Origin of the sequence: Flavobacterium sp. xlx-214 (assembly GCF_013874595.1) — a bacterium.
Lineage (GTDB): Bacteria > Bacteroidota > Bacteroidia > Flavobacteriales > Flavobacteriaceae > Flavobacterium.
In genome coordinates this window covers 965,928-991,348 of sequence record NZ_CP059431.1, presented here as the reverse complement: position 1 = coordinate 991,348, position 25,421 = coordinate 965,928, and the positions used below count along the sequence as shown (strand labels likewise).

General features: G+C 31.8%; 29 protein-coding genes. 6 read left to right on the top strand and 23 right to left on the bottom strand.

Annotation, left to right across the window (positions count from 1 at the left end; genetic code table 11):
* Nucleotides 1-26: 26 nt before the first annotated feature.
* Together H1R17_RS04650 and H1R17_RS04645 are read left to right on the top strand one after the other, a co-directional pair.
* Nucleotides 27-971, top strand: a complete 945-nt coding sequence (locus H1R17_RS04650; protein ID WP_163431580.1) for an NAD-dependent epimerase/dehydratase family protein — start codon at nucleotides 27-29, stop codon at nucleotides 969-971.
* A 111-nt stretch (nucleotides 972-1,082) separates the two neighbouring features.
* Nucleotides 1,083-1,484, top strand: coding sequence for a hypothetical protein (locus H1R17_RS04645; RefSeq protein WP_163431579.1), 402 nt, complete (start codon nucleotides 1,083-1,085; stop codon nucleotides 1,482-1,484).
* A 17-nt stretch (nucleotides 1,485-1,501) separates the two neighbouring features.
* Here H1R17_RS04645 and H1R17_RS04640 read toward each other — a convergent pair whose 3' ends face one another.
* The gene (locus H1R17_RS04640) at nucleotides 1,502-2,053 is read right to left on the bottom strand and encodes a CvpA family protein (protein ID WP_163431578.1); all 552 of its coding nucleotides are present in this window, start codon (nucleotides 2,051-2,053) and stop codon (nucleotides 1,502-1,504) included.
* 64 nt (nucleotides 2,054-2,117) lie between these two features.
* Here H1R17_RS04640 and H1R17_RS04635 point away from each other — a divergent pair, with 64 nt between their 5' ends.
* Nucleotides 2,118-2,474 carry a hypothetical protein gene (locus H1R17_RS04635; protein ID WP_163431577.1) on the top strand — a complete coding sequence of 119 codons (357 nt, stop codon included), beginning with the start codon at nucleotides 2,118-2,120 and terminating at the stop codon, nucleotides 2,472-2,474.
* Nucleotides 2,475-2,542: 68 nt separating this feature from the next.
* Nucleotides 2,543-3,562, top strand: coding sequence for a phenylalanine--tRNA ligase subunit alpha (gene pheS / locus H1R17_RS04630; protein ID WP_163431576.1), 1,020 nt, complete (start codon nucleotides 2,543-2,545; stop codon nucleotides 3,560-3,562).
* 82 nt (nucleotides 3,563-3,644) lie between these two features.
* Here the strand turns inward: pheS and H1R17_RS04625 are convergent, their stop codons facing one another.
* From H1R17_RS04625 to H1R17_RS04595, 7 genes are read right to left on the bottom strand one after another with little or no spacing between them, the layout of a single operon-like run.
* Entirely contained in the window at nucleotides 3,645-4,394 is a 750-nt protein-coding gene (locus H1R17_RS04625) for a hypothetical protein (protein WP_163431575.1), read from the bottom strand.
* Nucleotides 4,395-4,397: 3 nt separating this feature from the next.
* Complete coding sequence (locus tag H1R17_RS04620) at nucleotides 4,398-5,105, bottom strand: hypothetical protein (protein WP_163431574.1); 708 nt, start codon at nucleotides 5,103-5,105, stop codon at nucleotides 4,398-4,400.
* Nucleotides 5,102-5,776, bottom strand: a complete 675-nt coding sequence (locus H1R17_RS04615; protein ID WP_163431573.1) for a hypothetical protein — start codon at nucleotides 5,774-5,776, stop codon at nucleotides 5,102-5,104. Before H1R17_RS04615 ends, H1R17_RS04620 begins: the two co-directional genes overlap by 4 nt.
* Nucleotides 5,776-6,405 carry a hypothetical protein gene (locus tag H1R17_RS04610; RefSeq protein ID WP_163431572.1) on the bottom strand — a complete coding sequence of 210 codons (630 nt, stop codon included), beginning with the start codon at nucleotides 6,403-6,405 and terminating at the stop codon, nucleotides 5,776-5,778. The genes H1R17_RS04615 and H1R17_RS04610 overlap by 1 nt, the downstream gene beginning before the upstream one ends.
* The gene (locus H1R17_RS04605; RefSeq protein WP_163431571.1) at nucleotides 6,405-7,061 is read right to left on the bottom strand and encodes a hypothetical protein; all 657 of its coding nucleotides are present in this window, start codon (nucleotides 7,059-7,061) and stop codon (nucleotides 6,405-6,407) included. Before H1R17_RS04605 ends, H1R17_RS04610 begins: the two co-directional genes overlap by 1 nt.
* Nucleotides 7,046-7,741 carry a hypothetical protein gene (locus tag H1R17_RS04600; RefSeq protein ID WP_163431570.1) on the bottom strand — a complete coding sequence of 232 codons (696 nt, stop codon included), beginning with the start codon at nucleotides 7,739-7,741 and terminating at the stop codon, nucleotides 7,046-7,048. The genes H1R17_RS04605 and H1R17_RS04600 overlap by 16 nt, the downstream gene beginning before the upstream one ends.
* A complete protein-coding gene (locus tag H1R17_RS04595) occupies nucleotides 7,741-8,088 on the bottom strand; it encodes a PadR family transcriptional regulator (RefSeq protein WP_163431569.1) in 348 nt (115 codons plus the stop codon). The genes H1R17_RS04600 and H1R17_RS04595 overlap by 1 nt, the downstream gene beginning before the upstream one ends.
* Nucleotides 8,089-8,226: 138 nt before the next feature.
* On the opposite strand from H1R17_RS04595, the gene H1R17_RS04590 reads away from it, so the two are divergent.
* A complete protein-coding gene (locus tag H1R17_RS04590) occupies nucleotides 8,227-9,273 on the top strand; it encodes an FAD-binding oxidoreductase (RefSeq protein ID WP_163431568.1) in 1,047 nt (348 codons plus the stop codon).
* 99 nt (nucleotides 9,274-9,372) lie between these two features.
* On the opposite strand, the gene H1R17_RS04585 is transcribed toward H1R17_RS04590, so the two are convergent.
* The 15 genes from H1R17_RS04585 to H1R17_RS04515 form a co-directional block, all read right to left on the bottom strand.
* Entirely contained in the window at nucleotides 9,373-10,221 is an 849-nt protein-coding gene (locus tag H1R17_RS04585) for a hypothetical protein (protein ID WP_163431567.1), read from the bottom strand.
* Nucleotides 10,222-10,244: 23 nt separating this feature from the next.
* Nucleotides 10,245-13,280, bottom strand: coding sequence for an AAA family ATPase (locus tag H1R17_RS04580; protein WP_163431566.1), 3,036 nt, complete (start codon nucleotides 13,278-13,280; stop codon nucleotides 10,245-10,247).
* A 1-nt stretch (nucleotide 13,281) separates the two neighbouring features.
* Nucleotides 13,282-14,487, bottom strand: a complete 1,206-nt coding sequence (locus H1R17_RS04575; RefSeq protein ID WP_163431565.1) for an exonuclease subunit SbcD — start codon at nucleotides 14,485-14,487, stop codon at nucleotides 13,282-13,284.
* Nucleotides 14,488-14,643 (bottom strand): hypothetical protein, encoded by a 156-nt coding sequence (locus tag H1R17_RS04570; RefSeq protein WP_163431564.1) that lies wholly within the window; start codon nucleotides 14,641-14,643, stop codon nucleotides 14,488-14,490.
* A gap of 26 nt (nucleotides 14,644-14,669) precedes the next feature.
* Nucleotides 14,670-15,065, bottom strand: a complete 396-nt coding sequence (locus tag H1R17_RS04565) for a YchJ family protein (RefSeq protein ID WP_220458661.1) — start codon at nucleotides 15,063-15,065, stop codon at nucleotides 14,670-14,672.
* Between the two features lie 60 nt (nucleotides 15,066-15,125).
* Nucleotides 15,126-15,551 (bottom strand): hypothetical protein, encoded by a 426-nt coding sequence (locus tag H1R17_RS04560; RefSeq protein WP_163431563.1) that lies wholly within the window; start codon nucleotides 15,549-15,551, stop codon nucleotides 15,126-15,128.
* A gap of 113 nt (nucleotides 15,552-15,664) precedes the next feature.
* Entirely contained in the window at nucleotides 15,665-16,069 is a 405-nt protein-coding gene (locus tag H1R17_RS04555; RefSeq protein ID WP_163431562.1) for a DUF2059 domain-containing protein, read from the bottom strand.
* 8 nt (nucleotides 16,070-16,077) lie between these two features.
* Nucleotides 16,078-17,598, bottom strand: coding sequence for an aldehyde dehydrogenase family protein (locus H1R17_RS04550; RefSeq protein ID WP_163431561.1), 1,521 nt, complete (start codon nucleotides 17,596-17,598; stop codon nucleotides 16,078-16,080).
* A 69-nt stretch (nucleotides 17,599-17,667) separates the two neighbouring features.
* Entirely contained in the window at nucleotides 17,668-18,201 is a 534-nt protein-coding gene (locus H1R17_RS04545) for a 3-hydroxyanthranilate 3,4-dioxygenase (RefSeq protein ID WP_163431560.1), read from the bottom strand.
* A 1-nt stretch (nucleotide 18,202) separates the two neighbouring features.
* Nucleotides 18,203-19,498, bottom strand: a complete 1,296-nt coding sequence (locus tag H1R17_RS04540) for a murein hydrolase activator EnvC (protein ID WP_163431559.1) — start codon at nucleotides 19,496-19,498, stop codon at nucleotides 18,203-18,205.
* A 25-nt stretch (nucleotides 19,499-19,523) separates the two neighbouring features.
* Nucleotides 19,524-20,348 (bottom strand): DUF4292 domain-containing protein, encoded by an 825-nt coding sequence (locus tag H1R17_RS04535; protein WP_163431558.1) that lies wholly within the window; start codon nucleotides 20,346-20,348, stop codon nucleotides 19,524-19,526.
* A 60-nt stretch (nucleotides 20,349-20,408) separates the two neighbouring features.
* Nucleotides 20,409-21,419, bottom strand: a complete 1,011-nt coding sequence (locus H1R17_RS04530; protein ID WP_163431557.1) for a sugar nucleotidyltransferase — start codon at nucleotides 21,417-21,419, stop codon at nucleotides 20,409-20,411.
* A 13-nt stretch (nucleotides 21,420-21,432) separates the two neighbouring features.
* The gene (gene dut / locus H1R17_RS04525; RefSeq protein WP_163431556.1) at nucleotides 21,433-21,867 is read right to left on the bottom strand and encodes a dUTP diphosphatase; all 435 of its coding nucleotides are present in this window, start codon (nucleotides 21,865-21,867) and stop codon (nucleotides 21,433-21,435) included.
* Entirely contained in the window at nucleotides 21,864-23,333 is a 1,470-nt protein-coding gene (locus H1R17_RS04520; RefSeq protein ID WP_163431555.1) for an oligosaccharide flippase family protein, read from the bottom strand. The genes dut and H1R17_RS04520 overlap by 4 nt, the downstream gene beginning before the upstream one ends.
* A gap of 5 nt (nucleotides 23,334-23,338) precedes the next feature.
* Complete coding sequence (locus tag H1R17_RS04515; RefSeq protein ID WP_163431554.1) at nucleotides 23,339-24,094, bottom strand: RsiV family protein; 756 nt, start codon at nucleotides 24,092-24,094, stop codon at nucleotides 23,339-23,341.
* 89 nt (nucleotides 24,095-24,183) lie between these two features.
* Between H1R17_RS04515 and H1R17_RS04510 the strand changes: the two genes are divergently transcribed.
* The gene (locus tag H1R17_RS04510; RefSeq protein ID WP_163431553.1) at nucleotides 24,184-25,326 is read left to right on the top strand and encodes a cystathionine gamma-synthase; all 1,143 of its coding nucleotides are present in this window, start codon (nucleotides 24,184-24,186) and stop codon (nucleotides 25,324-25,326) included.
* Nucleotides 25,327-25,421 lie beyond the last annotated feature (95 nt).

Genomic DNA, 25,421 nt, shown 5'->3' with positions numbered 1-25,421 from the left:
TATATTTGTGCAACAATTTTAACAACATGGACACGACCAAAATATTAATTATTGGAGCTTGCGGACAGATTGGTTCTGAGCTTACTTTAAAATTAAGAGAATTATACGGAATTGATAATGTAATTGCATCGGATATCAGAAAAGGCGAACAAGAAGTTTTTCAAACAGGTCCTTTTGAACTAGTGGATGCTATGAAATTTGATGAAGTTGCCGCTTTGGTTGATAAATATAAGGTAGACGAAGTATATTTAATGGCTGCTTTATTATCGGCAACTGCTGAGAAAAACCCTGCTTTTGCTTGGGATCTAAACATGAATTCATTATTTCACGTTTTAAACTTAGCCAAAGAAGGAAAAATTAAAAAAATATTTTGGCCTTCAAGTATCGCAGTATTTGGTCCTACAACTCCAAAACACAATACACCGCAATATACAGTAATGGAACCTTCAACCGTTTACGGAATTTCTAAACAAGCAGGCGAACGCTGGTGCGAATATTATTACAATAAATATGGCGTAGATGTACGTTCCATTCGTTATCCAGGTTTAATTTCTTGGAAAACACCTCCAGGTGGTGGCACAACCGATTACGCAGTTGATATTTACTATAAAGCTGTCGAGCAAAATAAATACACTTGTTTTTTAAGTGAGAATACTGAATTACCTATGATGTATATGGATGATGCTATACGTGCAACGGTTGGTATTATGCAAGCTAAGAAAGAAGATATAAAAATACATTCTGCCTATAACTTAGCTGCAATCAGCTTTACTCCAAAACAAATTGCTGAACAAATTGCTAAAGAAAAATCAGGTTTCATAATTGATTACGAACCAGATTTCCGTCAAGCAATTGCCGATTCTTGGCCTTCAAGTATTGATGATTCATCAGCTAGAGAAGATTGGGGCTGGAAACATGATTTTGATTTAGAAAGTATGACAAAAGTAATGTTAGAGAATTTATCTAAATAACACCCTATTAAATGTTAATTATTTTAACTTATTCATTTTAATTATTGCTAAATAAAAATTATTATTACATTAGCAAATAATAATTTTAACTAAATCAAGAACTATTCAATTATGAAAAAAATATTATTATCATTATTATTAGTTTTACCATTGGCTTTATCAACCATTTCTTGTCATGAAGAGCCAGATCCAGTAGTAGTTACAAGTCCTTATGATAGTTTTAAAGGACCTTGGACAGCTACTTTTTCAGGTGGGGATACTGGAACATTTGACTTCAACGTAAAAAGCGATGGTTCGATAACAGGAACCATTATGTCTGATTCTTTTCCTGAGTCTGATCTCTCACTTGTGGGAAGAGTCTCAAAAGATGGTGATGTAAATATTAGATTAATGTATACTTCAACAATTGATATTGGTGGTTTTACAGGTAAAATGTACGGAAAAACAGCATCAGGTACATGGGTAAATACTTCTTCAAAGAAGTCGGGAAATTGGATAGCAGACAAAGGTTAATATAAAAAAACCACTCATTAATTGAGTGGTTTTTCATTTTCTTTCATTTCTTTTAAGCCATCCGTTGCTTCTTGTAAAGCTAGCTTATACCATTTATCCATTAACGGAAAAACTATTTTAGAAATACTCTCTACAGGTTTATAAAAAATACTCTCATTTAATTTCTCTTCCGAAACTAATAAATTATTAAAATTGATTTTTTGAAATAAATTCAAAAAAACCGAAATTATTAAAATCATTTTTACTCCTTCAAATAAAGCACCCGCTAATTTATTTACAAAACCCAAAGCCAAACTATCAACCATTTTAGTTACAAGTTTTCCAATTCCGTATAAAGCAAAAAGCACCAATACAAATGTTATAAAAAAAGCAGCAACTGTAATGGTATTTGGGTTCCATTGCGTATTATCAATCAAAAAATCTCTTGTAAAGAAAGAAAATCGTAATGAAAAATAAATCCCTACAAGTAAGGCAACTAACGATATTACCGAAACCACTAACCCATTTTGCACACCTTTAAACAAAGCATAACCTAATAAAACGGCAATTATTAAATCTAAAACTATCATACCAAAATAAATCACAAATATAGTACACATTCATCATTTCACGATATCTTTGTATTTTTAAAATATGGCAAGAGACGAACAATTAAAGCAAAGATGGGATGTGTTGGTTGAAAAACTATCCAACCAATTTGCTGACGGAGATATATTAGATGTTGATGGTATTATTTACTTAATTGGCATTCAAGAATTAGGAAAATTCAACAAAAAATTTAAAAAAGATGAGAAAGTAAACATTATGCACATAGCTATTTGTCGTTTACTTGAGCCTTTTGGATATTATGAGTTTTCGCATTTTGATAACGATGGCTGGCCGCATTATCATGTAAAAGACCAGTTACCACATTTAAAAGCAGGCGAACAAACTGTTTTAATGAAAGAGGCAATTGTGCAGTATTTTATAGATAACACATACATTCATTAATTTTTAACCATTCTAATTTTTTCGCATCAATCAAAAGCGTAAATTTGCATAACTACTTTTCAGAAACAATGATAGATAAAATTAAAGAACTGATTGGTGAAGCAGAAGCTTTTACTACCGATAATAAAGAGGCTTTAGACGCTTTTAGAATTAAATTTATTTCTAAAAAAGGACTTATTAATGATATTTTTGCTGAGTTCAAAAATGTGCCGAATGATCAGAAAAAAGATTTTGGTCAAGCCATTAATACCTTAAAAAATTCGGTTGAAAGCAAAATCAAATCCATTCAGGATGTTTTAGAAGCTAAGGAAGAAAGCAACGGTTTTTTTGGCGATTTAACGCGCCCAGGGACTCCTATTTCTTTAGGTTCACGCCACCCTATTTCTTTAGTAAAAAACCAAGTAATTGATGTTTTTTCAAACATTGGATTTAATGTTTCTGAAGGTCCTGAAATTGAAGACGATTGGCATAATTTTGAAGCTTTAAACTTTCCTGCGCACCACCCTGCGCGTGACATGCAAGACACGTTTTTTATACAAATGAATCCTGATTATTTGTTACGTACGCATACCTCATCGGTTCAGGTACGTTATATGGAAAACAATCAACCGCCTATTCGTACCATTTCACCAGGACGTGTTTTCCGAAACGAAGCAATATCATCTCGTTCACACTGTATCTTCCATCAAGTAGAAGGTTTATATATTGATAAAGATGTATCGTTTGCCGATTTAAAACAAACCTTACTTTACTTTACAAAAGAAATGTTTGGTAAGTCAAAAATCCGTTTGCGTCCTTCGTATTTTCCTTTTACCGAGCCAAGTGCAGAAGTTGATGTTTATTGGGGTTTAAAAACCGAAACTGATTACCGTATTACCAAAGGCACAGGTTGGTTAGAGATCATGGGTTGTGGTATGGTAGACCCAAATGTTTTGAAAGCTTCTAATATTGATACCGACAAATATTCTGGTTTTGCTTTTGGTATGGGCTTAGAGCGTATGGCAATGCTTTTATATCAAATTGGCGATATTCGTATGTATTTTGAAAACGATGTACGTTTCTTAGAACAATTTAAATCGAATTTTTAAAATTTGATTCTTAAATAAGGAAAAGCTCTTGAAATTTCAAGAGCTTTTTTTAATTAAAGTGTTTGGTTTTTGGTTGAATGTATTAAGAATAAAACTGTACATATTGTTTTAAATCTTTTTTAAGTGATTTATGAACCACAAAATAAACAATGCTTATATGAATAAGCATTAAAGTAAGTATGATACTTAACTTAATACTGTTTGAATGAAAATTGTAAGCATCAGTATTAAAAAAATTCATAGGCTCAATAAAGTAATTCATTAACATATTAGTTGCAATACCCGTAAATCCTGTTTGTACTGCAATAATACGATAGCTTAAACCGTTTAATAAAAACTGATGTCTTTTTCCGTTTATTTTATGTGTTTGATACATATTTACTAAAATCAGAAACAAACCAAAAAATAAAATACTTAGTGAAATTGTAAATTTCACTTCAGAAAACCAATATTCATCTATCATCAACAACTTATAAATTACAAAACCTATAAGGGCGAATAAAAATATTTTAGGCGATAATAGTATGGTCTTTAATCCTTCAAAGTATTTTCCGTTATATTTTGATCGCATTGCTTTATTTTTAGCAACTTCTAGCTTTTTTAGTTCGTTAACTGACCATTTTCTTTGAACTACACTAAAAGCTTGCTCAAAACTCAACTCCTCTTTCATCATTAAACTTTCAATATCCGAGGCAATATGATCTACCATTTCGCATTGAATATCATAATAAAGAGGCTTTTTGTTCATTCTTCCCCAAGTATCAAAAAAATTAATTTTCTGATTCGCAATCCATTCTGAAATTTGTTGTAATTGTTCTTTCTCTATTTTCATAATTTAAGCGAATTGATATCTTTTTTCGGTTTCCTTTATACTATTATTAAAATGAGGTTTAATGATTTTATAAAAAACATACATACAGATACATTGAATCAATGCAAAAAAAGCTAGAAAATACACTCCAGAATTAGACAAACCTAATTGCTCTTCAAAAAATCTGTTTATAAATGTAAAATAGACGCCGCCTAAACCAATAGTTGGTAATGAAAATATTGATTGCGCTACTGACTGAATCAACCAACTTTTCCCTTCTCTTTTTTGTTCTCTTTTTGATTTAGAAATGAATCGAAATCCATCTATCATAAAAAAAATAAACGAAATAAGTAACAATGTTAATACAATAGTTTCGCCTATTGCATTTGTGTTTTTTAAAAAGAAGTAAATACTTAAATATAAAACTACAGAAACAACTACTTTAGGAATTGATATGAATTTTAGTACTTCGCCCCACAACATTTTGTTATAGTATTTATGTAACTCGGCTTGTTTTTGCTCTACCAAACCTGTAAAACCAAATATTCCAAATTTCTTAAATTCAATATCTAAAGCATCTTCAAAAGAAATATTCAGATTTTCTTTCCATTGATCTTCAATAGCATTGGCTAAATGATCAACCAATTCTACCTGAACATCGTAAAATTCTACGTAATGCTTTTTTGTAAAATCAAATAACTGACTTATTTCGTTTTCGGTTAATTTTCTCATATTTTACTAAATTTTAGGTCGGTTTGATTAATTTCGGTTTTAATTAAAGGAATAATCTTTGCAAATAAAACAGCTATAAAAAGAATGTATAATGTTGTAGTAGTTGTATTTAACACCAATAGAAAAAGGCTAGGCTTTTGATTTATGCTTGAACTAAAAAACACCATAAATGTACATGGCAAACTGTAAAAATAAATGCTTATTGATTGTACTAAATATTTATTTGGACTCTTTTTTAGTTGACGATTTTGATAAATCCATAATAAAATTGTTGCAATAAAAAGTACTATTTTTAAACCAAACCACATTTGCTCACCTAAATCAGTTGGATTGGCATAAAAACGAAACAAAGCATAAAACAAAACGGTTGAAAAAATAATTTTTGGTATGGAAAAGAAATCAATGACTTCACTTTTGATCATTTTCCAATAATGATTTTGTAAAGCTGCTTGTTTTTGTTCAACTAAACCAGAAAAGCCAAAAACACCAAAACTTTTGTACTCTTTTTGCAAAGCTTCTTCAAACGAAATATGCGGATTTTCTTTCCATTGATCTTCAATCGCGTTTGCCAAATGATCAACCAGTTCTACTTGAACATCGTAATGCTCGACCAAATGTTTTTTGGTAAAGGCAAAAAGCTCATCAATTTGTGGTGTAGTTAGTTGTTTCATTATTTGTTTAATAGCATTTTAAATTTTTGATCGTTTTTAATTTTGTAATAAAAAAGCAAATAATACAACATTAAACTAACCGCTGTAAAACCTGATAATAGCAGCAGAGAAGGGAATTGTTCCATCTTTCTTACCCAATGAATTCCAAAATACAGATAAAACATCATTATAAAACTAATGGTAAACAATGCTCCGTAAGTACCAGCAACTTTGTTTTTTGAAACAAAAGTATACGCCCCTAGAAAAACAAAACTTAAAATAGGGATTGCCATTGGTATCACATCCAAGTCTTCTAATAATAAATTGTAATTTGAGTATGGTAAATTATCGTAAATGAAATAAGACAAAATCCAAAGGAAAATAAATACAGGATTTAAAAAGATATCTTTCAATAATGAAACTCTTTGCGACATTACATTAGTCCATTGTGTTAACTTTTGCGTTTTTAAATAATCTCTCTGCTCCTCAAAAACAATTTTTATATTACAGTTCACATCTTCAGATTCTTTTTCTTCAATTAAACATAAAATATGGTCTAAAACTTCTATTCTATGATCAATAAATGTAAAACCAAGATTGATTAATTTTTTATCAACTTCCTGTATTTGTTGTGTAGTTAGTTGTTTCATTAGATAACTTTTAATAGTTGATTTTCTATTTTTAAGTGCTTGTGCATTACCCAAGCTTTTCCTATTGCTAACAATGAAACATAAGTAGTTGGCCAGAAAATAGGTATTATAGTTTTGCTTCCAACGCTAGAAACAAAGAATAAATTCATCAATAGAAAAGCCACTAAAAGAAATGTTTGTCCTATGATTTTTTGTAATGCATATGTACTTAAAGTAGAGTGTGTTTTATTGGTGAATTTTCTATAAACTAAATAAGCGTTTGCTAAAAAGCCCAATAACAAAATAGGCAACATAAAAAAATACATTGAAATGTCTTTTTCTTGTAATTGATAAGCAACGAACGAAATTACAGCAACTATAGGAATGGCACTAAACTGAAATTTCCAATCGAGTGATTTCCATAACTTACAAACGATGTAAGGAACATTTTCATAACGGCTCCATGTTTTAGGTAAAATAATTGGATTCCATTTATTCATCACCTCTATAAATGCTTGATCAAATGTGTTCTCAGAATGATTTAATTTTTCTTCAATTTCAGTAGCAATATGATCAACAACTTCTAAACGAACATCATCAAAATCTTTAAAATTGCACTTTTCAATTAAAGCGTTCTCTATAAATTGTATTTGTTGTGTAGTTAAGCGTGTTTCCATTTTTTGATGTTTTTTACCAATTTTAAATGACGAAAATAATTACAATACTTAATAATGAACATAAAATAAAAAGCATTAAAAAACACTAATGTTCCTAACCATAATTCTATATTTTCTTTATATCTGAAGCTATCTCTTTGCATAAAAATCATTGAAACTGCCATTAATGATAATGCTACAGCCGTTTTCTTGTTAGACCATGAAGCTATTTGTCCATAAACAGTTGTATACTTGCCATTTTGATACTTATCTAACGTATATTTGTTTAGAAAAACGGCAATAACAAAAACCACAATCTTATAAATAAAAACAGTTGTGTTAATAGTTTCTATTTCCATAGCATCTTTAAAAAGATAAATTATAGCAGGAAAAAACAACGATAATGCAACCCAAATAAACAAATCATTTCTAAAAGTGCTCATTAACTGACTTTTATAAAACAAGGGCATTTTAATTTTTCCATACAAATGCATGCCACTCCATTCGGTTTCTTGTAAACGATTATGCCAATTTTGAAAAACGCTATCAAACGATTCTTCAAACGAAGTGGTTTCCATCAATTCTTCAATTTCTGAAGCTATATGATCAATTACTTCATGTTTTGCATCATCGTAATAAAAATCATACTCTAGGTATAATTTTTCTTCAATTAGTTTTATTTGTTCCGTTGTTAACTTCATTACATTTCCAATTTAAAATTAGGACCCGTAACAATATTTTGCATATTTCGAATGAAATTCTCTAACTCTTCCATACGCGAAACTGTTTCTTTCACTCCGTTTTCGGTTAATTTATAGTATTTACGAATGCGTCCATCCACGCGGTCCATCTCCACATCTAAAAAACCTTCAGCTTCCATTTTATGCAAAGCAGGGTATAAAGCCCCTTCGGTAATATTCATTTCGCCTTGTGTAATTTCTTTTACTTTCTGCGTAATCTCGTAACCGTACATTTTACCGTTTTGTTCAAGAAGTTTCATAATAATGGTATTTAAACTTCCTTTATATAATTGTTGCTGCTTTTTCATATACTTATGATTGTTAGGTATGACAAATATACATAATTTTTTTATGCATCAAAGTTTTAGGTATAAAATTTCTATAGGAAATGATAAAAGTCATTTTGAAGCCGTTTGATTTTTGTATTTTTGTAAAAAATTAGATAAATGTCAAAATTCAATCCTTTAAAGGTTAAAGAAATAAGAAAAGAAACGCCTTTGGCAGTTTCGATTGTATTTGATATACCAACAGAATTACAAGAAACGTATCAGTTTGAAGCTGGACAATATGTAAATATTAAAGCAGATATTAATGGCGAAGAAATAAGACGTTCTTACTCTATTAGCTCGTCTCCAAAAAGCAATGAATTACGCGTTGTGGTAAAAGCGGTAGAAAACGGTGTTTTTTCAAACTACGTTACACAACAACTACAGGTAGGTGATACTTTAGAAATTGCTGTACCCGAAGGTAAATTTGTTTTAGAAAATAAAACGGCGAAAATTGTTGCTGGTATTGCTGCAGGGTCTGGAATTACCCCTATTATTTCGTTAGCACAAGATATTTTAGAAAGCGCAAACGATACTACTTTTGTTTTGGTTTACGGCAATAAATCGGTTGAAGATACTATTTACTTTAACGAAATTGAGGCTTTAAAGAATCAATATTTAGGAAGATTTTTTGTTCATTATACTTTTACGAAAGAACATCCAGAAGGGTCATTATTTGGTCGAATTGAAAGATCAACCATTAATTTTGTTTTTAAAAACAAACACAGTGAAAAACGTGTAGACGAGTACTTTTTGTGCGGACCTGAAGATATGATTAAAAAGGTTACCGATGTTTTAAAAGAAAACGGTGCCTCTGAAGACCAAATTCATTACGAATTGTTTACCACTAGCAGTACTAATGGAGAAATTCCGGTAACGGGCGAAGGAATGGTAAAAGTAACCGTTTTGGTTGATGATGTTGAAACCACTTTTAATATGCCACGTACCGAAAACATTTTAAGTGCCGCTTTAAAACATGGTGTAGATGCTCCTTATTCTTGTCAAGGCGGAATTTGCAGCTCTTGTATGTGTAGAACGGTGAAAGGATCGGCAGAAATGAAAACCAATCATATTTTAATGGATGATGAAGTGGAAGAAGGTTTGTTATTGGCTTGCCAAGCTTATGTAACAACAGATGAAATTTATGTTGATTTTGATGATGTTTAAAATCTTAAAAATAAAAAAAGCTCGATTTAAAAATCGAGCTTTTTCTTTATAAATCAAAACCTAAATCTGATCTAAAATATTTTCCTTCAAAATCATTTTCTAGTTTTTTTCTTGGGCATGTAAATAATATTCTTTTTGTGTATCCGAAAAACGTTGAGAAGATAATAAGGCTATCTTACTTTTTTCAGTAATCCAGATACATTCAATATCATCCATTTCATCTATTTTTTCTATAAATAAATCATTAAAAATATTTACAAAATCATCTTCACTTGTATATGTAGGCTTTCCATATTCCTTAATCATAGCATTGTAAAGAACAGCCCTTCCTTTTTCATATTCATTTTGAGTAAACGGCCATTGTTTATACTTCCATGAAAAAGCAGCGTTTGCAGTCATTTTGTTATTTATTGCCCCACCAACCTTTTTTGAATTAACAGTTAGTACAAAATTGTTAATAGTATTGATATAGCTATTAGTTTTTGTTGTACTATCACTCCAATTTATATTGAAAAAATTGTAAGGATTAGTAACATTAATGGTTAATGCATCTAATGTTTTTTTATTTCCATTTTTGTAACCTATTAATTTTGTTTCATACGAACCTATACTCATAAAGGTATGATGCCAAATTGTAATTTCATACTCAGCTGGATTACCAATTGGGCTATTAGGATCTTCATATCCAATTGTAAAAACACGAAGTTCTTCTTCAATACCAGAAACAGAGAAGGTAATTGAATCGTATAAATCTCTTTTAGGTAAACCGTTTGTTTTTACATTATAAGAGAAAGTAACTGTTTCTAATGAGGTTACTTCAACTTTTGAAGAACTCAATTTATCAATATTTTCTTCTCCAAAAATTGGCTCTGAGTTTTTTATTCCATATTCAGGATCTTCACAAGATATTAAAAAAAGTACAGGAACAATAAAAATTAGTTTTTTCATAAGTGTTAATTTTTATAAATGTATCAATTTTTTTCAATAAAACTACCTGTTTCTTCATTTTTGGTAATGTTTAAAGCAACGGGTATGCGTTCTTTTAACTCTTCAACGTGCGAAATAATACCTACAATTCTATTTTCTTTATGTAAATGCTGCAAGGTTTCAAACACAATGTTCACAGATTCCTGATCTTGCGTACCAAAACCTTCATCAATAAAGAAAAAGTTACGGTCGCTTTTTGCATTAGCCTGTACACTTTCTGCCAACGCAAGTGCTAAACTTAACGATACCTGAAACGCTTGCCCGCCCGATAATGTTTTTACACTGCGTGAACGCCCTTCGTTTAAATAATCAATAATCTCAAAGTCGTTGTTTTCGTTCATTTGTAAACTTAACTGGTTTCGAGTCATTTTGTGAAAACGCACATTGGCATTGTCACACAATTGCTGCAAATAAATACTTGAAACGTATTGTACAAACCCTGAAGCTTTAAAAAGATTGGTCATAACTTTTAAATTATCACGTCTTTTTTCAAGTTTGGCAAAGGTTTTAAGCAATTCTTTTTTGTCGTCAAAAGCTTTGGTTAAACGATTAATTTCAGCTTGTGTTTTGGTAAAATCTGCTGACGCTTCGTTTAAAGTTTCTGTTGCTTTGTTAAAGGAATTTAAAAGAGCATCATAGGTTTCTTGACTGAACGATGTGTCTTTTAGCTTAATTTCTAAATTCTGGATGACTTGTTTTAATCCTTCATAATTTAATAAGAAGCGATCAATTTTAGCACGAACCTCTGCAATATCAATCGGTTTGCTTAGTACATCGGTAACGATTTCTAAAGTTTCGATTTGATGCTTTTCAAGTGTGTTTTTGATGTTTTGTTTTGTTGTTTCGATCTGATTTTGCAACAATTGAATATCATTAGCATTTATGGAAATACTGTTTTTTTGCACGGCAATTTGTTGCAACACTTCATTTAACTGTGTGTTTAACTGCTCGTATTCTTTTTCAATGTGATGTATTTCAGCAAATACATTTTGTAATTCAGTATTAACCTCGACTTTGTTTTTACTTTCAAAAATAGACCATGACAAAACTTTTAAATTGCTAATGTTTTGATTGATCTGAGTTTGTTTTTGAGCTTCTTCTATTTTAAAAGATGCCAACGCATTCTTAAATTTTTCTGCTTGTTGTTGCTCTGTTTCTAAAAAATAACGTTGTTCTTTTAATTCTTTTGTTACAGCTTTTATTTCTGTTTCTAAAGCAACTGCTTGTTTTCTAGCTTGTTCAAAACCTTCAAAATCATTCATTGAAAAGTCTTCCCAAATAAACAATTTTTTATGTGCATCTATTTGGTTTTGTTGTGCTTTTAAGGCAATTTCTTCTGTTGTTAACTGATCGTTTAAAAGTTGTTTTCGTTGAAAAATTTGTTTTGTTTCTGTAACAAAGGACGAAAAGGCTTTATAATCAATAGCTATTTTATTCAATTGAGCGTTTACAGCTTCTAATTTGTTCGAAACATCTTCGGTAACTGCAACCGCCGGATGTTCTAAAGCACCACAAAGCGGACACGCTTCACCATCGTGCAAATTATGAGTGTATTGCGCCATTTGTTGTTGTACCAACAACGCATTTTTTTGAGCATTAATTTGCTCTTTTTCATTACTAAATTGATGCTCTTTTGCCGCAATTTGATCTTCAAATGTAGCTTCTTCAATATTTTGTTGTTTTAAATGAGAAGATATGGCATCAATTTGCACTTTAAGTTCTGAAGTTTTTATGCTTTGCTTATTGAACTCTGATTGATACAAATCGTTTTTAACAAACCAGTTGCCTACATCATTCAATAATTGTGCATCTGTTTTAGAAACTTCAAGTTGCGTTAACTTTTCTTCTAATGATTTAATCACGTTTTTTAAATCGGCTTCTTTTTGTTCTACTTCTTCAACCTTCAACTTACCGTTTTCGCTACGCTGTTTTAAAAGATTAATTTCTTCTGCATAACCAAGCGTTTGCACAATTAATTCTAAATCGTTTAAAGTTTTTCGCTTTTCAGGTAATGCTTCAAATTGAGGTTTTACAGCATTTAAACTTGTTGTTAATGTTACTTCCGAAGTTTCTAAAGTAGCTAATGTGTTTTGTAAAGTTGTTACCGCAGTTTGTTTAGCACTTAAGCTTTCTTGCTGTTTGGCTTTTTCTTTTAAAAGATGCGAGAAATCAGTCCAATAAGTTTCGTACATTTCTAACTGCTTTTTTTCTGCATCAATAAGTGTTTTTTGTTGTGATTGCTCTTTAAACAACTGTTTTTTTACTTGAAGCAATTCAAAATCGGTTTTTAATAATTTTACCTGTTGAAATTGGTTGTTAACAAGTTGATAGTCTTCTTTTGCTTTGTTTAAAGTTGCTTGTTGCTGAGCTAAAACCTCTTTTAATTGGTTTATGTTTTCTTCTGAAACGGTTTCAAAGCCAGATAATTTTCCTTCTAATTGATTTAATTCTGTTAAGTTTAAACTGTTTAATTGCACGACTTTGTCTTGTAAATCGAAACGATGTAGATTAAAAATTTCTTTCATCATTTGTGTTCGATCTTTCGGACCTAATTCAATAAATTCTTTAAACTGACCTTGAGGAATAATAATAGTGCGTTTGAAGTTTTCGTAACTTAAACCCAATAAAAGCTCAGCATTTGAATGATTTAACGGAACCCAATTTCCCTCTTTTTGTTCATAGAAAACAACCGAAGGCGTTTTAACATCATCAAAGCGTTTGGTGTTTCTTTTAAACTCACGAGTGGCGCGATATATTGTTGCACCTACTTCAAAATCAAACTCAATATACGAACGGTTCGATTTTAAGTTCATCATGTTGTACGTGCGTTTGTCGCGTGCATTTAAACGTTCTGTTTCGCCGTAAAGTGCAAAAGTAATGGCTTCTAAAATAGATGATTTTCCCGAGCCAACTGCTCCAAAAATACCAAATAAACCTGCATCAATTAAATCTGAAAAATCAATTGTTTGTCTGTTTTGGTACGAGTATAAACCTTCTATGGTAAGTTGAATGGGTATCATATTATTTATTTAAAATCTCGTTAAATAAATTCATTAAATCTTCGTTGGGCGCTTGATTGTTGTTTTTAGATTTAAAATAATCTTGAAACAAATCGTGAATATTTTGGTTTAAATTGATTTCTTTTACTGCGTTTTCTTCAGATGCAGCTACTTTTATTTTTGGAATTAAATGTACAATTCCATTATGTGATTGATAAATCAGTTTGCGTTCATCGGCAGTAATAAAAGTATCGTTTATTAAAGTTAATTCAACCAATGTGTTAGGATTTTCAAGCAACCAATCGACTGTTTTTGTAATACTATCAAAGGTTTTACGCTCTAACTTTTTGCCTTTTGTAAGCGCTATTTTATTGTAAATTGCTTTTTGGTTAGGTAAAATATCAATAACACTTACATATTTGGTTTGACCCGCTTCGCTGAAACTATAACACAAGGGCGAAGATGCATAAACAATAGGTTTTTCATCAGTGCCAATGTTGTGAAAAGCATGTAAGTGCCCTAATGCGGTATATTGTATTTGCGATGGAATACAATTGGTGTAAACCAAATCGGCAGTTCCAATTTTAATCGGTTTTTCGCCTTCAGGTTCTTCCAAAAGTTTTTCACCCAATTTGTTCATATATAAATGAGAAACAAGCACGTTTACACCTTTTTCATCGCAATGCTTTTCAGCAATATCGTTCCAATGCTCTTTTAAAACTTGATTTAAAGCTGTTTCTTTTTCTTCGCCAAAATATTGTTTTAAACGAATTTCGTTAGCAAAAGCGGTATGAATAATTCGGATGGGATAATCAATACCTTTAATCTCAAGTTCAATAAAACCAGGGTAGGATTGTATAATTTTAAAACGATCCAATTCAAAAGGAGCAACAACAGCTTGCGGATATCCGATTAAAATAATGCCGCATTCACGTGCTAACGGATCAGGAGCATCAATACGATCAGGCGAATCGTGATTACCACCAATAGCAATTACAGGTCGGGTACCATTTTTAGATAAGCGCTTTAACGTCTTAAAAAATAATTCTACCGCATCAACAGCAGGGTTAAAGGCATCAAATAAATCGCCAGCAACCACCACCAAATCTACATTTTGCTCATCAGCAATAGCAACAATTTCATTCATCACATCTAATTGCTCCTCTAAACGCGAAAAGCGATCTAAGCGTTTTCCTAAATGCCAATCGGCGGTATGTAGAATTTTCATTTATTTTTCGGTTTCGGGTTTTTGCTGTTGAGAAAACTGCTGCTGTATGGCTTTCAATTTCTCTTTGCGTGTAGTAGCAGCGTCTTGTTCACGCTTTTTTTTAAGATCTACTTTCTTTTTATGCGCCAAACGATTGGCTTCGGTTCTTCGTCCCATAACAAATATAAGTATAAATTACGCCATTAATTGTCGTTTAAAAAGTCGCCTGATACATAAAACCAACGATCTCCCATTTTTTGAAAGATGGATAATTCGTGATGAACTTGTTCATTTCCACCAACATCATCATAAAAGGCTTTAAATTCAACTTGATTTATTGCAGGAGTGCTGATAATTTCAAGCTTTTTCCACGTATTTATTTCGCCCCATTCTTGAAGCTCTTTTTCACTGTGAAATTTTCGTTTTGCAGGTAAAGTGGTGTTCATTAAGTACGCACCGTTAGGAATGGCAAAAGCAGCAAAGCGCGACCGCATTAACTTTTCTGCAGTTTCGGCATTTTTTTCTTTTGTATGATAAGGCTGACAGCAATTTTGGTACATTAAGCCAGAACAGCAAGGGCATTTTATAGTGTTGTGCATAATGATAAAGGTACAACAGAAAAGCACATAAAAAAAGAGGTCTTTTAGACCTCTTATGTATTATTCTTGTGCTGCTTCTAAAGCCGCCTTATCTGCATATTTCATTACCAAACCTTGTAATGACATACCTATTTCATTTTGCATGTTGTTTACTTTTTCTTGAAAAGCAACTGCATCTTTAGGCATAACTTGTGTCATTTCTTTTGTTTCAGCAAACTTTTTGTTAGCTTCTTTTACCAAAACCATATCATAATTTTCATCTACTAATTTAGAAAATGTTGCTGTAAAGTCAGTAACAACTGCGTCAAACTCTTTTGTAAAGTCTGCTTCTTTACCTTTTTCAATAGATGGAAGAATTTGTTCTTTAGCTCCATCTAATTGTTGTTTAATTCCCATATTGGCAACAAACGTTTTTGCGTCTTGTGATTGAGCAAATCCTGATTGTATTGCAAAGAACATTGCTGCTCCTAAAAAAATCTTTTTCATGATGTAATTTTATTAAAAATTTAAAATAGAGAACTAAAGTACAATTTTTTTTGAACTAAACAACTGTTCTTAACAATTTTACAACAAAAAAGGAGTTTTAAACTCCTTTTTTGTTATTGCATATATTTCATTAAAATACCTTGTAATTCCATTCCCCATTCTTGTCCCGCTTTCATTTGGTCTTTTGTTATTTTAGGGGTTACCTCTTGTATTTTTTTTCCAACAGGTGAATTGTAAAATTCAATCATTTTTTTGATATCATCATGCGTATAATGTTTCATCATTACATCAGCTATTTTTTCATATAAACTTGGTAATGAAGAATCAAGATCCTTTTTAAAATCAGCTCGTTTATCTTCAGGTATTTGTTCTATTATTGGTTCTAGAACAGCTGTGACTTGGGCCGCAGATCCTGACATTTTAATATAACTTACGACATCTTTCTTAAAATCTGCTGATTGAGCTGATGCAAATTGAACAGATAATAATACTACTGTTGCTATAAATAATTTTTTCATTGTTCTTTTTAAATATTAAAGTTAATTCCTTGTGCTAAAGGAAGTTCTTTACCATAGTTAATAGTGTTTGTTTGACGGCGCATATAAACTTTCCAAGCATCAGATCCTGATTCACGACCACCACCTGTTTCTTTTTCGCCACCAAAAGCACCACCAATTTCAGCTCCCGAAGTACCAATGTTTACGTTTGCAATACCACAATCTGAACCTGATTGAGATAAGAATAATTCTGCTTCTCTTAAGTTGTTTGTGAAAATTGCTGATGATAATCCTTGTGGTACATTGTTTTGCATATCAATTGCTTCTTCAATAGTGCTGTATTTCATCACATATAAAATAGGAGCAAAAGTTTCTTCTTGTACAATTTCAAACTCGTTTTTAGCTTCAATAATACAAGGTTTTACATAACATCCACTTTCATATCCAGCACCTTCAACAACACCGCCTTCAACTACAATATTTCCACCTTCGGCTTTTGCTTTTTCAATAGCATTTAAATAATCTTCAACTGCTTTTTTATCGATAAGCGGACCAACATGATTAGCAGCATCTAACGGATCACCAATTTTTAATTGTCCGTAAGCGCTTTTCAATGTTTCAATTGTTTTGTTGTAAACACTTTCGTGTACAATTAAACGACGTGTTGATGTACAACGTTGCCCAGCCGTACCAACAGCTCCAAAAACAGCTCCCACTAAAACCATATTTAAATCGGCATGTTCAGAAACAATAATAGCATTGTTACCACCTAATTCTAAAATAGTTTTACCAAAACGTTCTGCAACGGTTTTAGATACGTGGCGACCAATACGCGTAGAACCTGTAAAAGATACTAAAGGTACACGTTTGTCATTATTCATTAAATCACCAGAAGCATTTCCTGTAACTAAACAGCTAACGCCTTCTGGGATGTTGTTTTTTGCAAATACTTTAGTAATGATATTTTGGCAAGCAATAGCACATAAAGGCGTTTTAGAACTTGGTTTCCAAACACAAACATCGCCACAAACCCATGCCAAAGCAGCATTCCATGACCAAACAGCCACTGGGAAGTTAAATGCAGAAATAATTCCTACAACACCAATTGGGTGGTATTGCTCATACATACGGTGCATTGGACGCTCTGAATGCATGGTTAAACCGTACAATTGACGTGATAAACCTACTGCGAAATCACAGATATCAATCATTTCTTGGACTTCACCTAAACCTTCTTGTAAGCTTTTACCCATTTCATAAGAAACCAACTGACCTAAAGCTTCTTTGTTTTCACGTAAAGCCTCACCAACTTGGCGTACAATTTCACCACGTTTAGGAGCAGGAACCAAACGCCATGTTTTAAAAGCTTCGGCAGCTTTGTTCATTACTTTTTCGTAATCTTCATTAGAAGTAGTTTGTACAGAACCAATTAAAGAACCATCTACAGGTGTATATGATTGAATTGTAGCTCCGTTTGCAAACCATTCAGATCCTGTTGAAGAACCTACATTTGTTTCTTTTAATCCTAATTTTACTAAAAAATCTTTCATAATTCTTTACGCAAGTGCCTTGCTTTTGTTATTTTTTGTTGATTAGCTAAGTTATAAAAAGTTTTGGGTTTAACCAATAAAGCGTTGGTCTGCTTCCATAACTGTTCCACATTTTTTGCACGTTCTTAAATCTTCCGATTGATAAAAATGTTTAAAATGAGGTAAAAAATCGGTTTCTATATTGTTTAATGGAAAATACACTTCGTATAGTTTTTCATTACAATTATCGCAAAACCATAATAAACCATCTTTTGCATTAGAGTTAGCTCTTTTAATTTCGACAACCAATCCAACAGAACCTTCAGAACGAATAGGCGAGTGTGGTGTTTTTGCAGGTAATAAAAATACATCGCCTGCGTTTAGTTGCATTACTTCTTTGCCATGATTTGTTTGCACAGCAACTTGTATTGAGCCTTCTAATTGATAGAAAAACTCATCTGACTCATTATAATGATAATCTTTACGCGCATTTGGTCCGCCAACAATCATCACAATAAAATCACCCGATTCTACATAAATATTTTTGTTGCCTACAGGCGGTTTTAACAAGCTTCTATTCTCATTAATCCATTCCTGTAAATTAAAAGGTTTTCTAATTTCCATATTATCTGCCACTTAACCACGATTGTGGATTGTTGATACTCTCGTTCTTTGTTAGTACAAATTTTAAAATCGATTTTCCTTCATGGTTGGTACCAACAGTACCAATTTTTTGTTTTGTTGATACTTTTTGACCTTTTGAAACCGATGTTGATGCTAAGTTTTGATAAACGGTAATGTATTCACCATGACGAATAAACACAGCTTTGTTATTACCAATTACTTGAATATTCATTACTTCGCCTTCAAAAACACTACGAACCGAAGCTCCTTTTTCAGTACTAATTTCAATACCCGAGTTGTGAATGGTTAAACTTGGATATTCAGGATGCGGTTGATCTCCATAACCTAATGAAATATACCCTTTTTCAACTGGCCAAGGCAAACTACCTCTGTTGTTGCTAAAACTAGTAGCAAGGGCTTTTTCTGCAGGTGTTAAATCAAATTTACCTGAGCTGCTTGTTTTTGTAACTGTTGTTGTTGGTTTTGAAGTAGAACCTGTTTTTGCATTTCTTGCTTCTTCTTCACGTTTTTTACGCGCTTCTTCTTTTCTACGTTTGCGGTTTTCTTCTTCAATAATCTTTTTAATGATTGATTTAATTTGCTGATCAATCTTTTTGGTTTCTTGTTGCTTGTTTTTTATCTGCGCGCTGTATTTTTTACTATCTTTTTGTACCAAAGACATCAACTCACTTTGCTTGTTTTTATCTTCTTGTAATACTTTGCGTTGACCTTCTTGTTCGTTTGCAACTTGCTCTTTTTTACGTTTTTGAACTTCTAAATGAGCCGAAATTCGTTCTAATTCTTCAAATTTTGATCGAATTTCATCACCTTGCGATTTACGATATTTTGCATATTGCTTAATGTATTGCATACGTTTGTACGCCTGTAAAAAGTTTTCAGACGATAAAATAAACATAATGCGGTTTTGCTCTGAACGCGATTTGTACGATTTTACAATTGTTTTGGCATAATCATCTTTTAAAACAGCCAATTCTTTGCGCAATTTGTTAGATGCAATTGTGTTTACATAAATATCATTGCCTAACGTTTTAACTTGTTTGTTAGAGTTGTTAATAAGCTCGGTTTGTAACTTAATTTTTTTGTTTTGTTCATTAAGTTCGGCTAAAATGTTGCGCTCTTGCTTTTTATTGGTGTTTAAAAGCGTTTGATATTCTTTAATTTCTTTTAAAATAGACGCTTTACGCTCTTCTAATTGGCGTTGTTGCGCTTCATAATCTTGTTGCGCGTAAGAACTTATCGTTAAAAATAGTAGTATAAAAGATAAAATGCGATGCATTACAATGAATTTTGTTCAAAAATAATTAAATTTTTATTGCTTTTGAGTTATCTGGGATTTTATATTTAAAATCAATGGATTGATTTACCGATACTTTCTTATAATCAAGGTTAATTTTAACATCCTTTTTCTGCATAGCATGAATTTTTATTTCTTTAGGAAGATAAATTTTATCGCTTGATTGATACGATGGATATTGAATCACCAACTTATCGGCACTTTTATTTTGGGTAATTTCTGTTGATGCAATTTGATTTTTAGAACCTAAAACCAACTTCATTAAAAACTGATTTAATTTTAATTCTAATTCATTATTTTGAACTTTTTTGTAATCGTACATATTTAAATTGTAAAATGCTTTTCCTAAAAGCAGGTTTTCCACATTTTCATACGTAACATCGGTTCCTAAAAAATTAGAAAGAAATTTAAAATCGCCATCATAATGCGTGTTATTAAATGTTTCATAAAAGCTAGCTCTATCTGGTGTTAAATAAACCTTTGCAGTAAAAAATAAGACACGAGCTGTAATTAAAATTTGCTTGTCTTTTTGCATTTTAATATCTGCTTTTATAGAGTGGTCTATGCTTCCATCATCATATTCTACCTCAGAAACAATGTTTAAAGTATTAAAGTTTTCAAACAAAGCATAATGTTCTGTAGCTAATTCATTAACCGCAATTTTGTTAGCATCTTTAGTGTTTTCTTTTACTTTTGGTTTTGTTGTTTCTACAGGTTTGTCATCAACCAAAAGTTCTTCCGTTTTATTTTCGGTAGGATTTGTGTTTTTTTTGCTCGATTTACACGAAACAAAGAAAGTGCCTAATGCTAATATGATGAATAGTTGCTTCATTGAAATTAAATTGAAACGATAAAGAAACAAAAAAATCCGCTTTTAACGGATTTTTTAAGATTATTCTAACACACTGTAATCGCCAATGCTTATGTTGGTAAAGTTACCATCAAACTTAGCGTGATTGCCAATCATGGCGTTATCTAAATTTGCATTTTTAATTACTGCGTTTGTTTGTACCAAACTGTTTTTAATACTAGCGTTTTCAACTATTGTTTTATTACCTAACGATACATTTGGACCCACTGTTGCGTTTTTCAACACCACATTTTCGCCAATATAACAAGGTGCTATAATAGTTGAATTCTCAATAACTGCTGAATTTGCGACTAAAACTTCTCCATCGTTATGTAAAAAGGTTAACATACGGTTATTGGTGTCAACGGTAACATTTTTATTACCACAATCCATCCATTCATCTACTTTTCCAGGTACAAAACGCAATCCTTTCTGCTTCATATTTTCTAAAGCATCGGTTAATTGATATTCGCCACCTTTTTCGATGTTGTTGTCTAATAAATACTCTAATTCTGCACGTAAATTTTCAGCCGATTTAAAGAAATAAATTCCAATAATAGCTAAATCTGAAATAAATTCTGATGGTTTTTCAACAAAATCAACAATTTCATTTTTATCATTTAACTGAACTACACCAAAAGCCGAAGGATCTTCAACTGCTTTTACCCAAATTACAGAATCGGCAGAAGCGTCTAACGTAAAATCGGCACGGAATAAGGTATCAGCGTAAGCAACCACAATGGGTCCTTGCATACTTTCTTTAGCACACAAAATAGCATGTGCTGTTCCTAACGCTTCGTTTTGGTAATAAATAGTTCCTTTTGAGCCTAATTTTTCAGCAATCGCAATTAAATCTTTTTCAACATCTTTGCCGAAACTTTCGTGTATGATAAACGCAATTTCTTCAATAGGTTGATTGATTACTTTAGCAATATCCTCTACCAAACGGTGAACGATTGGTTTGCCAGCAATAGGAATTAAAGGTTTTGGAGTTGTTAATGTATGTGGGCGTAATCGTGAGCCACGACCCGCCATTGGAACGATAATTTTCATTAGCTTTTTTTAATTATTTTACGCCCGTGCTACCAAATCCGCCAGCACCGCGTTCTGTTTCACTTAATATTTCTACTTCCATCCATTCAGCACGTTCGTGCTTTGCAATGACCATTTGTGCAATACGCTCGCCATTTTCAACCACAAACGTTTCTTTAGACAAATTGGCTAAAATAACACCAACTTCACCGCGATAATCGGCATCAATAGTTCCAGGAGAATTTAAACAAGTTATTCCTTTTTTTAATGCCAAACCACTGCGTGGACGTACTTGAGCTTCATAACCAATAGGCAATTCCATAAATAAGCCGGTTGGAATTAAAGCACGTTCCATTGGTTCAATTACAATAGGTTGGTTAAGATTTGCTCTTAAATCCATTCCTGCTGAAGCAAGGGTTTCGTAACTAGGTAATACGTGTTGCGATTTGTTTATGATGTTAATTTTCATTTTTTAATGACTGATTTGATGATGCGTTGAATCATTACTTTTTCGTTGTAATAAATCAATCCTACGAATATAAGAATCAATGCTATTCCAACGAAATAATTCTCTCTAAAATTGTAAAAGTATCCAAAAGAAAACAAAATAGCTGTTCCTAAATACATTGAAATAGCTTTTTTGTCATAAGGTATAGGATATGATTTTTGCCCTAAAACAAAAGATATCAACATCATAACGCCGTAAGCGATTAAAGTGGTAATTGCTGAACCAATTAAACCAATTTTCGGAATTAAAATGTAGTTCAATATAAGTGTTACAATTGCTCCGAAAACTGAAATGTACGCGCCAATTTTTGTTTTGTCTTGCAATTTGTACCAAACCGATAAGTTGGTGTAAATGCCCAACATTAAGTTTGCTAAAATAATGTACGGAACAATTTCCATCGCAAACCAATATTCTTGTTTAGGTACGTAAAAGGTTTTTATGAAATCGGCAAAAACAACAATGCTAAGCATGGCAAAACTACCAAAAATAATGAAGTATTTAGTAATGGTTGCATATTTTATAGGAGCGTCGTCGTTTTTGGCATAACTAAAAAAGAAAGGTTCAATACCTAACGAATAAGCCATACGAAACAGCACCATAAAAACCCCAATTTTGTAGATAGCGCCGTAACTTGCCAAACCTAATTCTTTAAAATCTTGGGGCAATAAAATATCTAAAAAAACTTTGTCGAATGTTTCATTAACCACAAATGCCAAACCACCAATCATTACAGGAAAACTGTAAATGATCATTTCTTTCCAAAGTACTTTATTGAATGTAGCTTTTAGCTGCACATAATATTTAGAAAGAAATAGCAAAGTAACAATGCTTGCAATAAGGTTTGAGATGAAAAGATAACCCACCTGAAAATCTGGATTGAAATAACTGCTTAAGCTACTTGAAGGATTTTTTTGTAAGTAAGTAGGTATTACATACAAAAACAAAACCGTTAAACCTGCATTTATAACAACGTTGGCAATTTTAATAATACTGTACTTTATAGGACGTTGTTGCGCGCGCAAAATAGCAAACGGAATAACCGTTAAAGTGTCTAAAACTAAAATCCAAATAAGAAAACTTACTACAATAGGTGGTATACCAAAGTAAGTGTCAACTGCGTGTTTAAATACATAAATAAGACCTAGAAAAACAACGCAAACAGCCATTAAAAACCACAAAGTGTTATTAATTACTTCTTTTTTGTTTTCTTGTTTATTGTAAAAACGGAAAAAAGCTGTTTCCATTCCAAAAGATAAAACTACATTGAAAAACATCATCCACGAAAAAATCAATGTATAATCTTTATAAGCACCTATTGGCAACCAATCAGTATGGTAAGGTGTCATAAAAAAACCAATCATTTTAGGAATAACCGTAGCAATACCATAGATTAAGGTGGTTTTAAATAAATTTTTATAAACGCTCAAAATAACTAGTTTTTAAAATGAATTGGGTTTAAAAATGGTTCTACCTTTTCTTTTGGTAATTTTATGATTGATGCTCCTTGTACATAAGGCGCTATTTCATACGGATTGTAATATAAAATCCATTCATTGGTGGTTTGATAAAAATTTTCGGATAATTGAAATTGATTGTTTTTAAACATAAAACCAGCATCATTCAAAGATCCATTTATTGTAAGTTGTTTTCTAAATTCACTTTCGGCGTACGTTTTAAATCCTTGATAATCTAGAAATAAATCTTTAGCAGGAATTTTTTTACCTATTGTAGTATCAAAAAACAGCACTTTTGTTGCCAACATTCCGTGCGCACCACCTGTAAAAATGTAATATTCCCACATCATTTGATAGGTGTTTTCAGAAAGCGCTTCATGTGTTGCTTTAAAATTAGCTTCCCACGCAATAGCTTCATCAGGATAATTTCTGCTAATTTCATCATAATTAGCAATGAAATTCAAAGCTAAAGTGTCATAAGAAGTCGTTTTTTTATTGTTTTTAAAATGCAAAATACCATTCACAAAATTAAATACTGCATCATTAATAGGCTTTGCAATGACTTCGTTTCCTTTAGCAACAGGCACTTCTAAATGTACATAAGTACAGTTTTTGTTAACGCAATTTTCCGTTGATTTGTAATCGTAATTTTGTGTAACAAAACTTAACGTTGCTTCCTTTTTACAACTTAAAAAGAAGAAAGCAAAACAAAAAAAGAATACCATTTTTTTCATAGAAGCAGCTGTGCTTTTTTTAGCAAATCTATAAATTTTAGTCGGTTTTAAATGGTATCTTTGGACAGATTTTTTAAAGAGTTAAAAATATGAAATTCAATACCAAAGTAATACACGGCGGGCAACATCACGATCCAAGTACCGGAGCGGTAATGCCACCTATTTATCATACCTCAACTTTTGCACAAACTAGCCCTGGTGTTCATACAGGATATGAATATAGCCGTGCCGATAATCCTACAAGAACTGCTTTAGAACATGCTTTAGAAAGTATTGAAAACGGAGCGCGTGGTTTGGCTTTTTCATCTGGCTTGGCTGCCATTGATTGTGTAATGCGTTTGTTAAAACCAAATGATGAAGTAATTGCAATGGATGATTTATACGGAGGAACTTATCGATTATTTACTCGTTTTTATCAAGATTTAGGTATTAAGTTTCATTTTATCGACATTAATGATCTGGAATTGTTTCAATCAAAAATCAACTCAAATACAAAATTAGTTTGGATTGAAACTCCGACTAATCCGTTGATGAAATTAGCCGATATTGAAGCAATTGCTAAAATTACAAAGCAAAACAATATTTTATTTGCTGTTGATAATACTTTTGCAACGCCTTATTTACAAAAACCTTTAGATTTAGGTGCTGATGTTGTAATGCATTCGGCTACAAAATACCTAGGCGGACATTCGGATGTAATTGCGGGTGCTTTAATTATTAAGGATGAAGAATTAGGTAAACAATTGCATTTTACGCAGTTTGCAACGGGTGCTACCTTAGGACCTCAAGAAAGTTTTTTGGTTTTACGCGGTATTAAAACTTTGCATTTGCGTGTTGAGCGTCATTGTTTTAATGGACAAAAAGTAGCGGAATATTTAGAGCAACATCCGTTAATTGATAAAGTGTTGTATCCTGGTTTGTCATCGCATCCACAACATGATTTAGCTAAAAAACAAATGACCAAAGGCTTTGGCGGAATGGTTTCGTTTACGTTTAAATCAGCTGCAAAAGCAGATGCTATTAAATTCTTAGAAAATTTAAAAGTATTCACTTTAGCAGAATCTTTAGGCGGAGTAGAATCATTAGCAAATCACCCAGCATTAATGACCCATGCATCAATTCCTGCAGAAAAGCGTGCTGAAATTGGCGTTACCGACGATATGGTGCGTTTAAGCGTTGGCGTGGAAGATATAGAAGATTTAATTGCCGATATTGAGCAAGCATTGAAATAATATTTAAAAAGTCATTCTGTTTAGAATGACTTTTATTTTTGAAAAAACAATTTAATTGTATAATTAGACCTCACATCTACATTATTATGTTTAGC

Excerpts from the sequence above, each read along its gene's own strand:
- H1R17_RS04635 (WP_163431577.1), top strand. The coding sequence starts at position 2,118 with ATGGCAAGAGACGAACAATTAAAGCAAAGATGGGATGTGTTGGTTGAA.
- H1R17_RS04615 (WP_163431573.1), bottom strand. The coding sequence starts at position 5,776 with ATGAAACAACTAACTACACCACAAATTGATGAGCTTTTTGCCTTTACC.
- H1R17_RS04570 (WP_163431564.1), bottom strand. The coding sequence starts at position 14,643 with ATGGGACGAAGAACCGAAGCCAATCGTTTGGCGCATAAAAAGAAAGTA.
- H1R17_RS04595 (WP_163431569.1), bottom strand. The coding sequence starts at position 8,088 with ATGAAAAAGCAGCAACAATTATATAAAGGAAGTTTAAATACCATTATT.
- H1R17_RS04650 (WP_163431580.1), top strand. The coding sequence starts at position 27 with ATGGACACGACCAAAATATTAATTATTGGAGCTTGCGGACAGATTGGT.
- H1R17_RS04515 (WP_163431554.1), bottom strand. The coding sequence starts at position 24,094 with ATGAAAAAAATGGTATTCTTTTTTTGTTTTGCTTTCTTCTTTTTAAGT.
- H1R17_RS04545 (WP_163431560.1), bottom strand. The coding sequence starts at position 18,201 with ATGGAAATTAGAAAACCTTTTAATTTACAGGAATGGATTAATGAGAAT.
- H1R17_RS04625 (WP_163431575.1), bottom strand. The coding sequence starts at position 4,394 with ATGAAAATAGAGAAAGAACAATTACAACAAATTTCAGAATGGATTGCG.
- H1R17_RS04540 (WP_163431559.1), bottom strand. The coding sequence starts at position 19,498 with ATGCATCGCATTTTATCTTTTATACTACTATTTTTAACGATAAGTTCT.
- H1R17_RS04560 (WP_163431563.1), bottom strand. The coding sequence starts at position 15,551 with ATGAAAAAGATTTTTTTAGGAGCAGCAATGTTCTTTGCAATACAATCA.
- H1R17_RS04555 (WP_163431562.1), bottom strand. The coding sequence starts at position 16,069 with ATGAAAAAATTATTTATAGCAACAGTAGTATTATTATCTGTTCAATTT.
- H1R17_RS04645 (WP_163431579.1), top strand. The coding sequence starts at position 1,083 with ATGAAAAAAATATTATTATCATTATTATTAGTTTTACCATTGGCTTTA.
- H1R17_RS04565 (WP_220458661.1), bottom strand. The coding sequence starts at position 15,065 with ATGCACAACACTATAAAATGCCCTTGCTGTTCTGGCTTAATGTACCAA.
- pheS (WP_163431576.1), top strand. The coding sequence starts at position 2,543 with ATGATAGATAAAATTAAAGAACTGATTGGTGAAGCAGAAGCTTTTACT.
- H1R17_RS04600 (WP_163431570.1), bottom strand. The coding sequence starts at position 7,741 with ATGAAGTTAACAACGGAACAAATAAAACTAATTGAAGAAAAATTATAC.
- H1R17_RS04610 (WP_163431572.1), bottom strand. The coding sequence starts at position 6,405 with ATGAAACAACTAACTACACAACAAATACAGGAAGTTGATAAAAAATTA.
- H1R17_RS04640 (WP_163431578.1), bottom strand. The coding sequence starts at position 2,053 with ATGATAGTTTTAGATTTAATAATTGCCGTTTTATTAGGTTATGCTTTG.
- H1R17_RS04535 (WP_163431558.1), bottom strand. The coding sequence starts at position 20,348 with ATGAAGCAACTATTCATCATATTAGCATTAGGCACTTTCTTTGTTTCG.
- H1R17_RS04575 (WP_163431565.1), bottom strand. The coding sequence starts at position 14,487 with ATGAAAATTCTACATACCGCCGATTGGCATTTAGGAAAACGCTTAGAT.
- H1R17_RS04580 (WP_163431566.1), bottom strand. The coding sequence starts at position 13,280 with ATGATACCCATTCAACTTACCATAGAAGGTTTATACTCGTACCAAAAC.
- H1R17_RS04510 (WP_163431553.1), top strand. The coding sequence starts at position 24,184 with ATGAAATTCAATACCAAAGTAATACACGGCGGGCAACATCACGATCCA.
- H1R17_RS04605 (WP_163431571.1), bottom strand. The coding sequence starts at position 7,061 with ATGGAAACACGCTTAACTACACAACAAATACAATTTATAGAGAACGCT.
- H1R17_RS04590 (WP_163431568.1), top strand. The coding sequence starts at position 8,227 with ATGTCAAAATTCAATCCTTTAAAGGTTAAAGAAATAAGAAAAGAAACG.
- H1R17_RS04585 (WP_163431567.1), bottom strand. The coding sequence starts at position 10,221 with ATGAAAAAACTAATTTTTATTGTTCCTGTACTTTTTTTAATATCTTGT.
- H1R17_RS04530 (WP_163431557.1), bottom strand. The coding sequence starts at position 21,419 with ATGAAAATTATCGTTCCAATGGCGGGTCGTGGCTCACGATTACGCCCA.
- dut (WP_163431556.1), bottom strand. The coding sequence starts at position 21,867 with ATGAAAATTAACATCATAAACAAATCGCAACACGTATTACCTAGTTAC.
- H1R17_RS04620 (WP_163431574.1), bottom strand. The coding sequence starts at position 5,105 with ATGAGAAAATTAACCGAAAACGAAATAAGTCAGTTATTTGATTTTACA.
- H1R17_RS04550 (WP_163431561.1), bottom strand. The coding sequence starts at position 17,598 with ATGAAAGATTTTTTAGTAAAATTAGGATTAAAAGAAACAAATGTAGGT.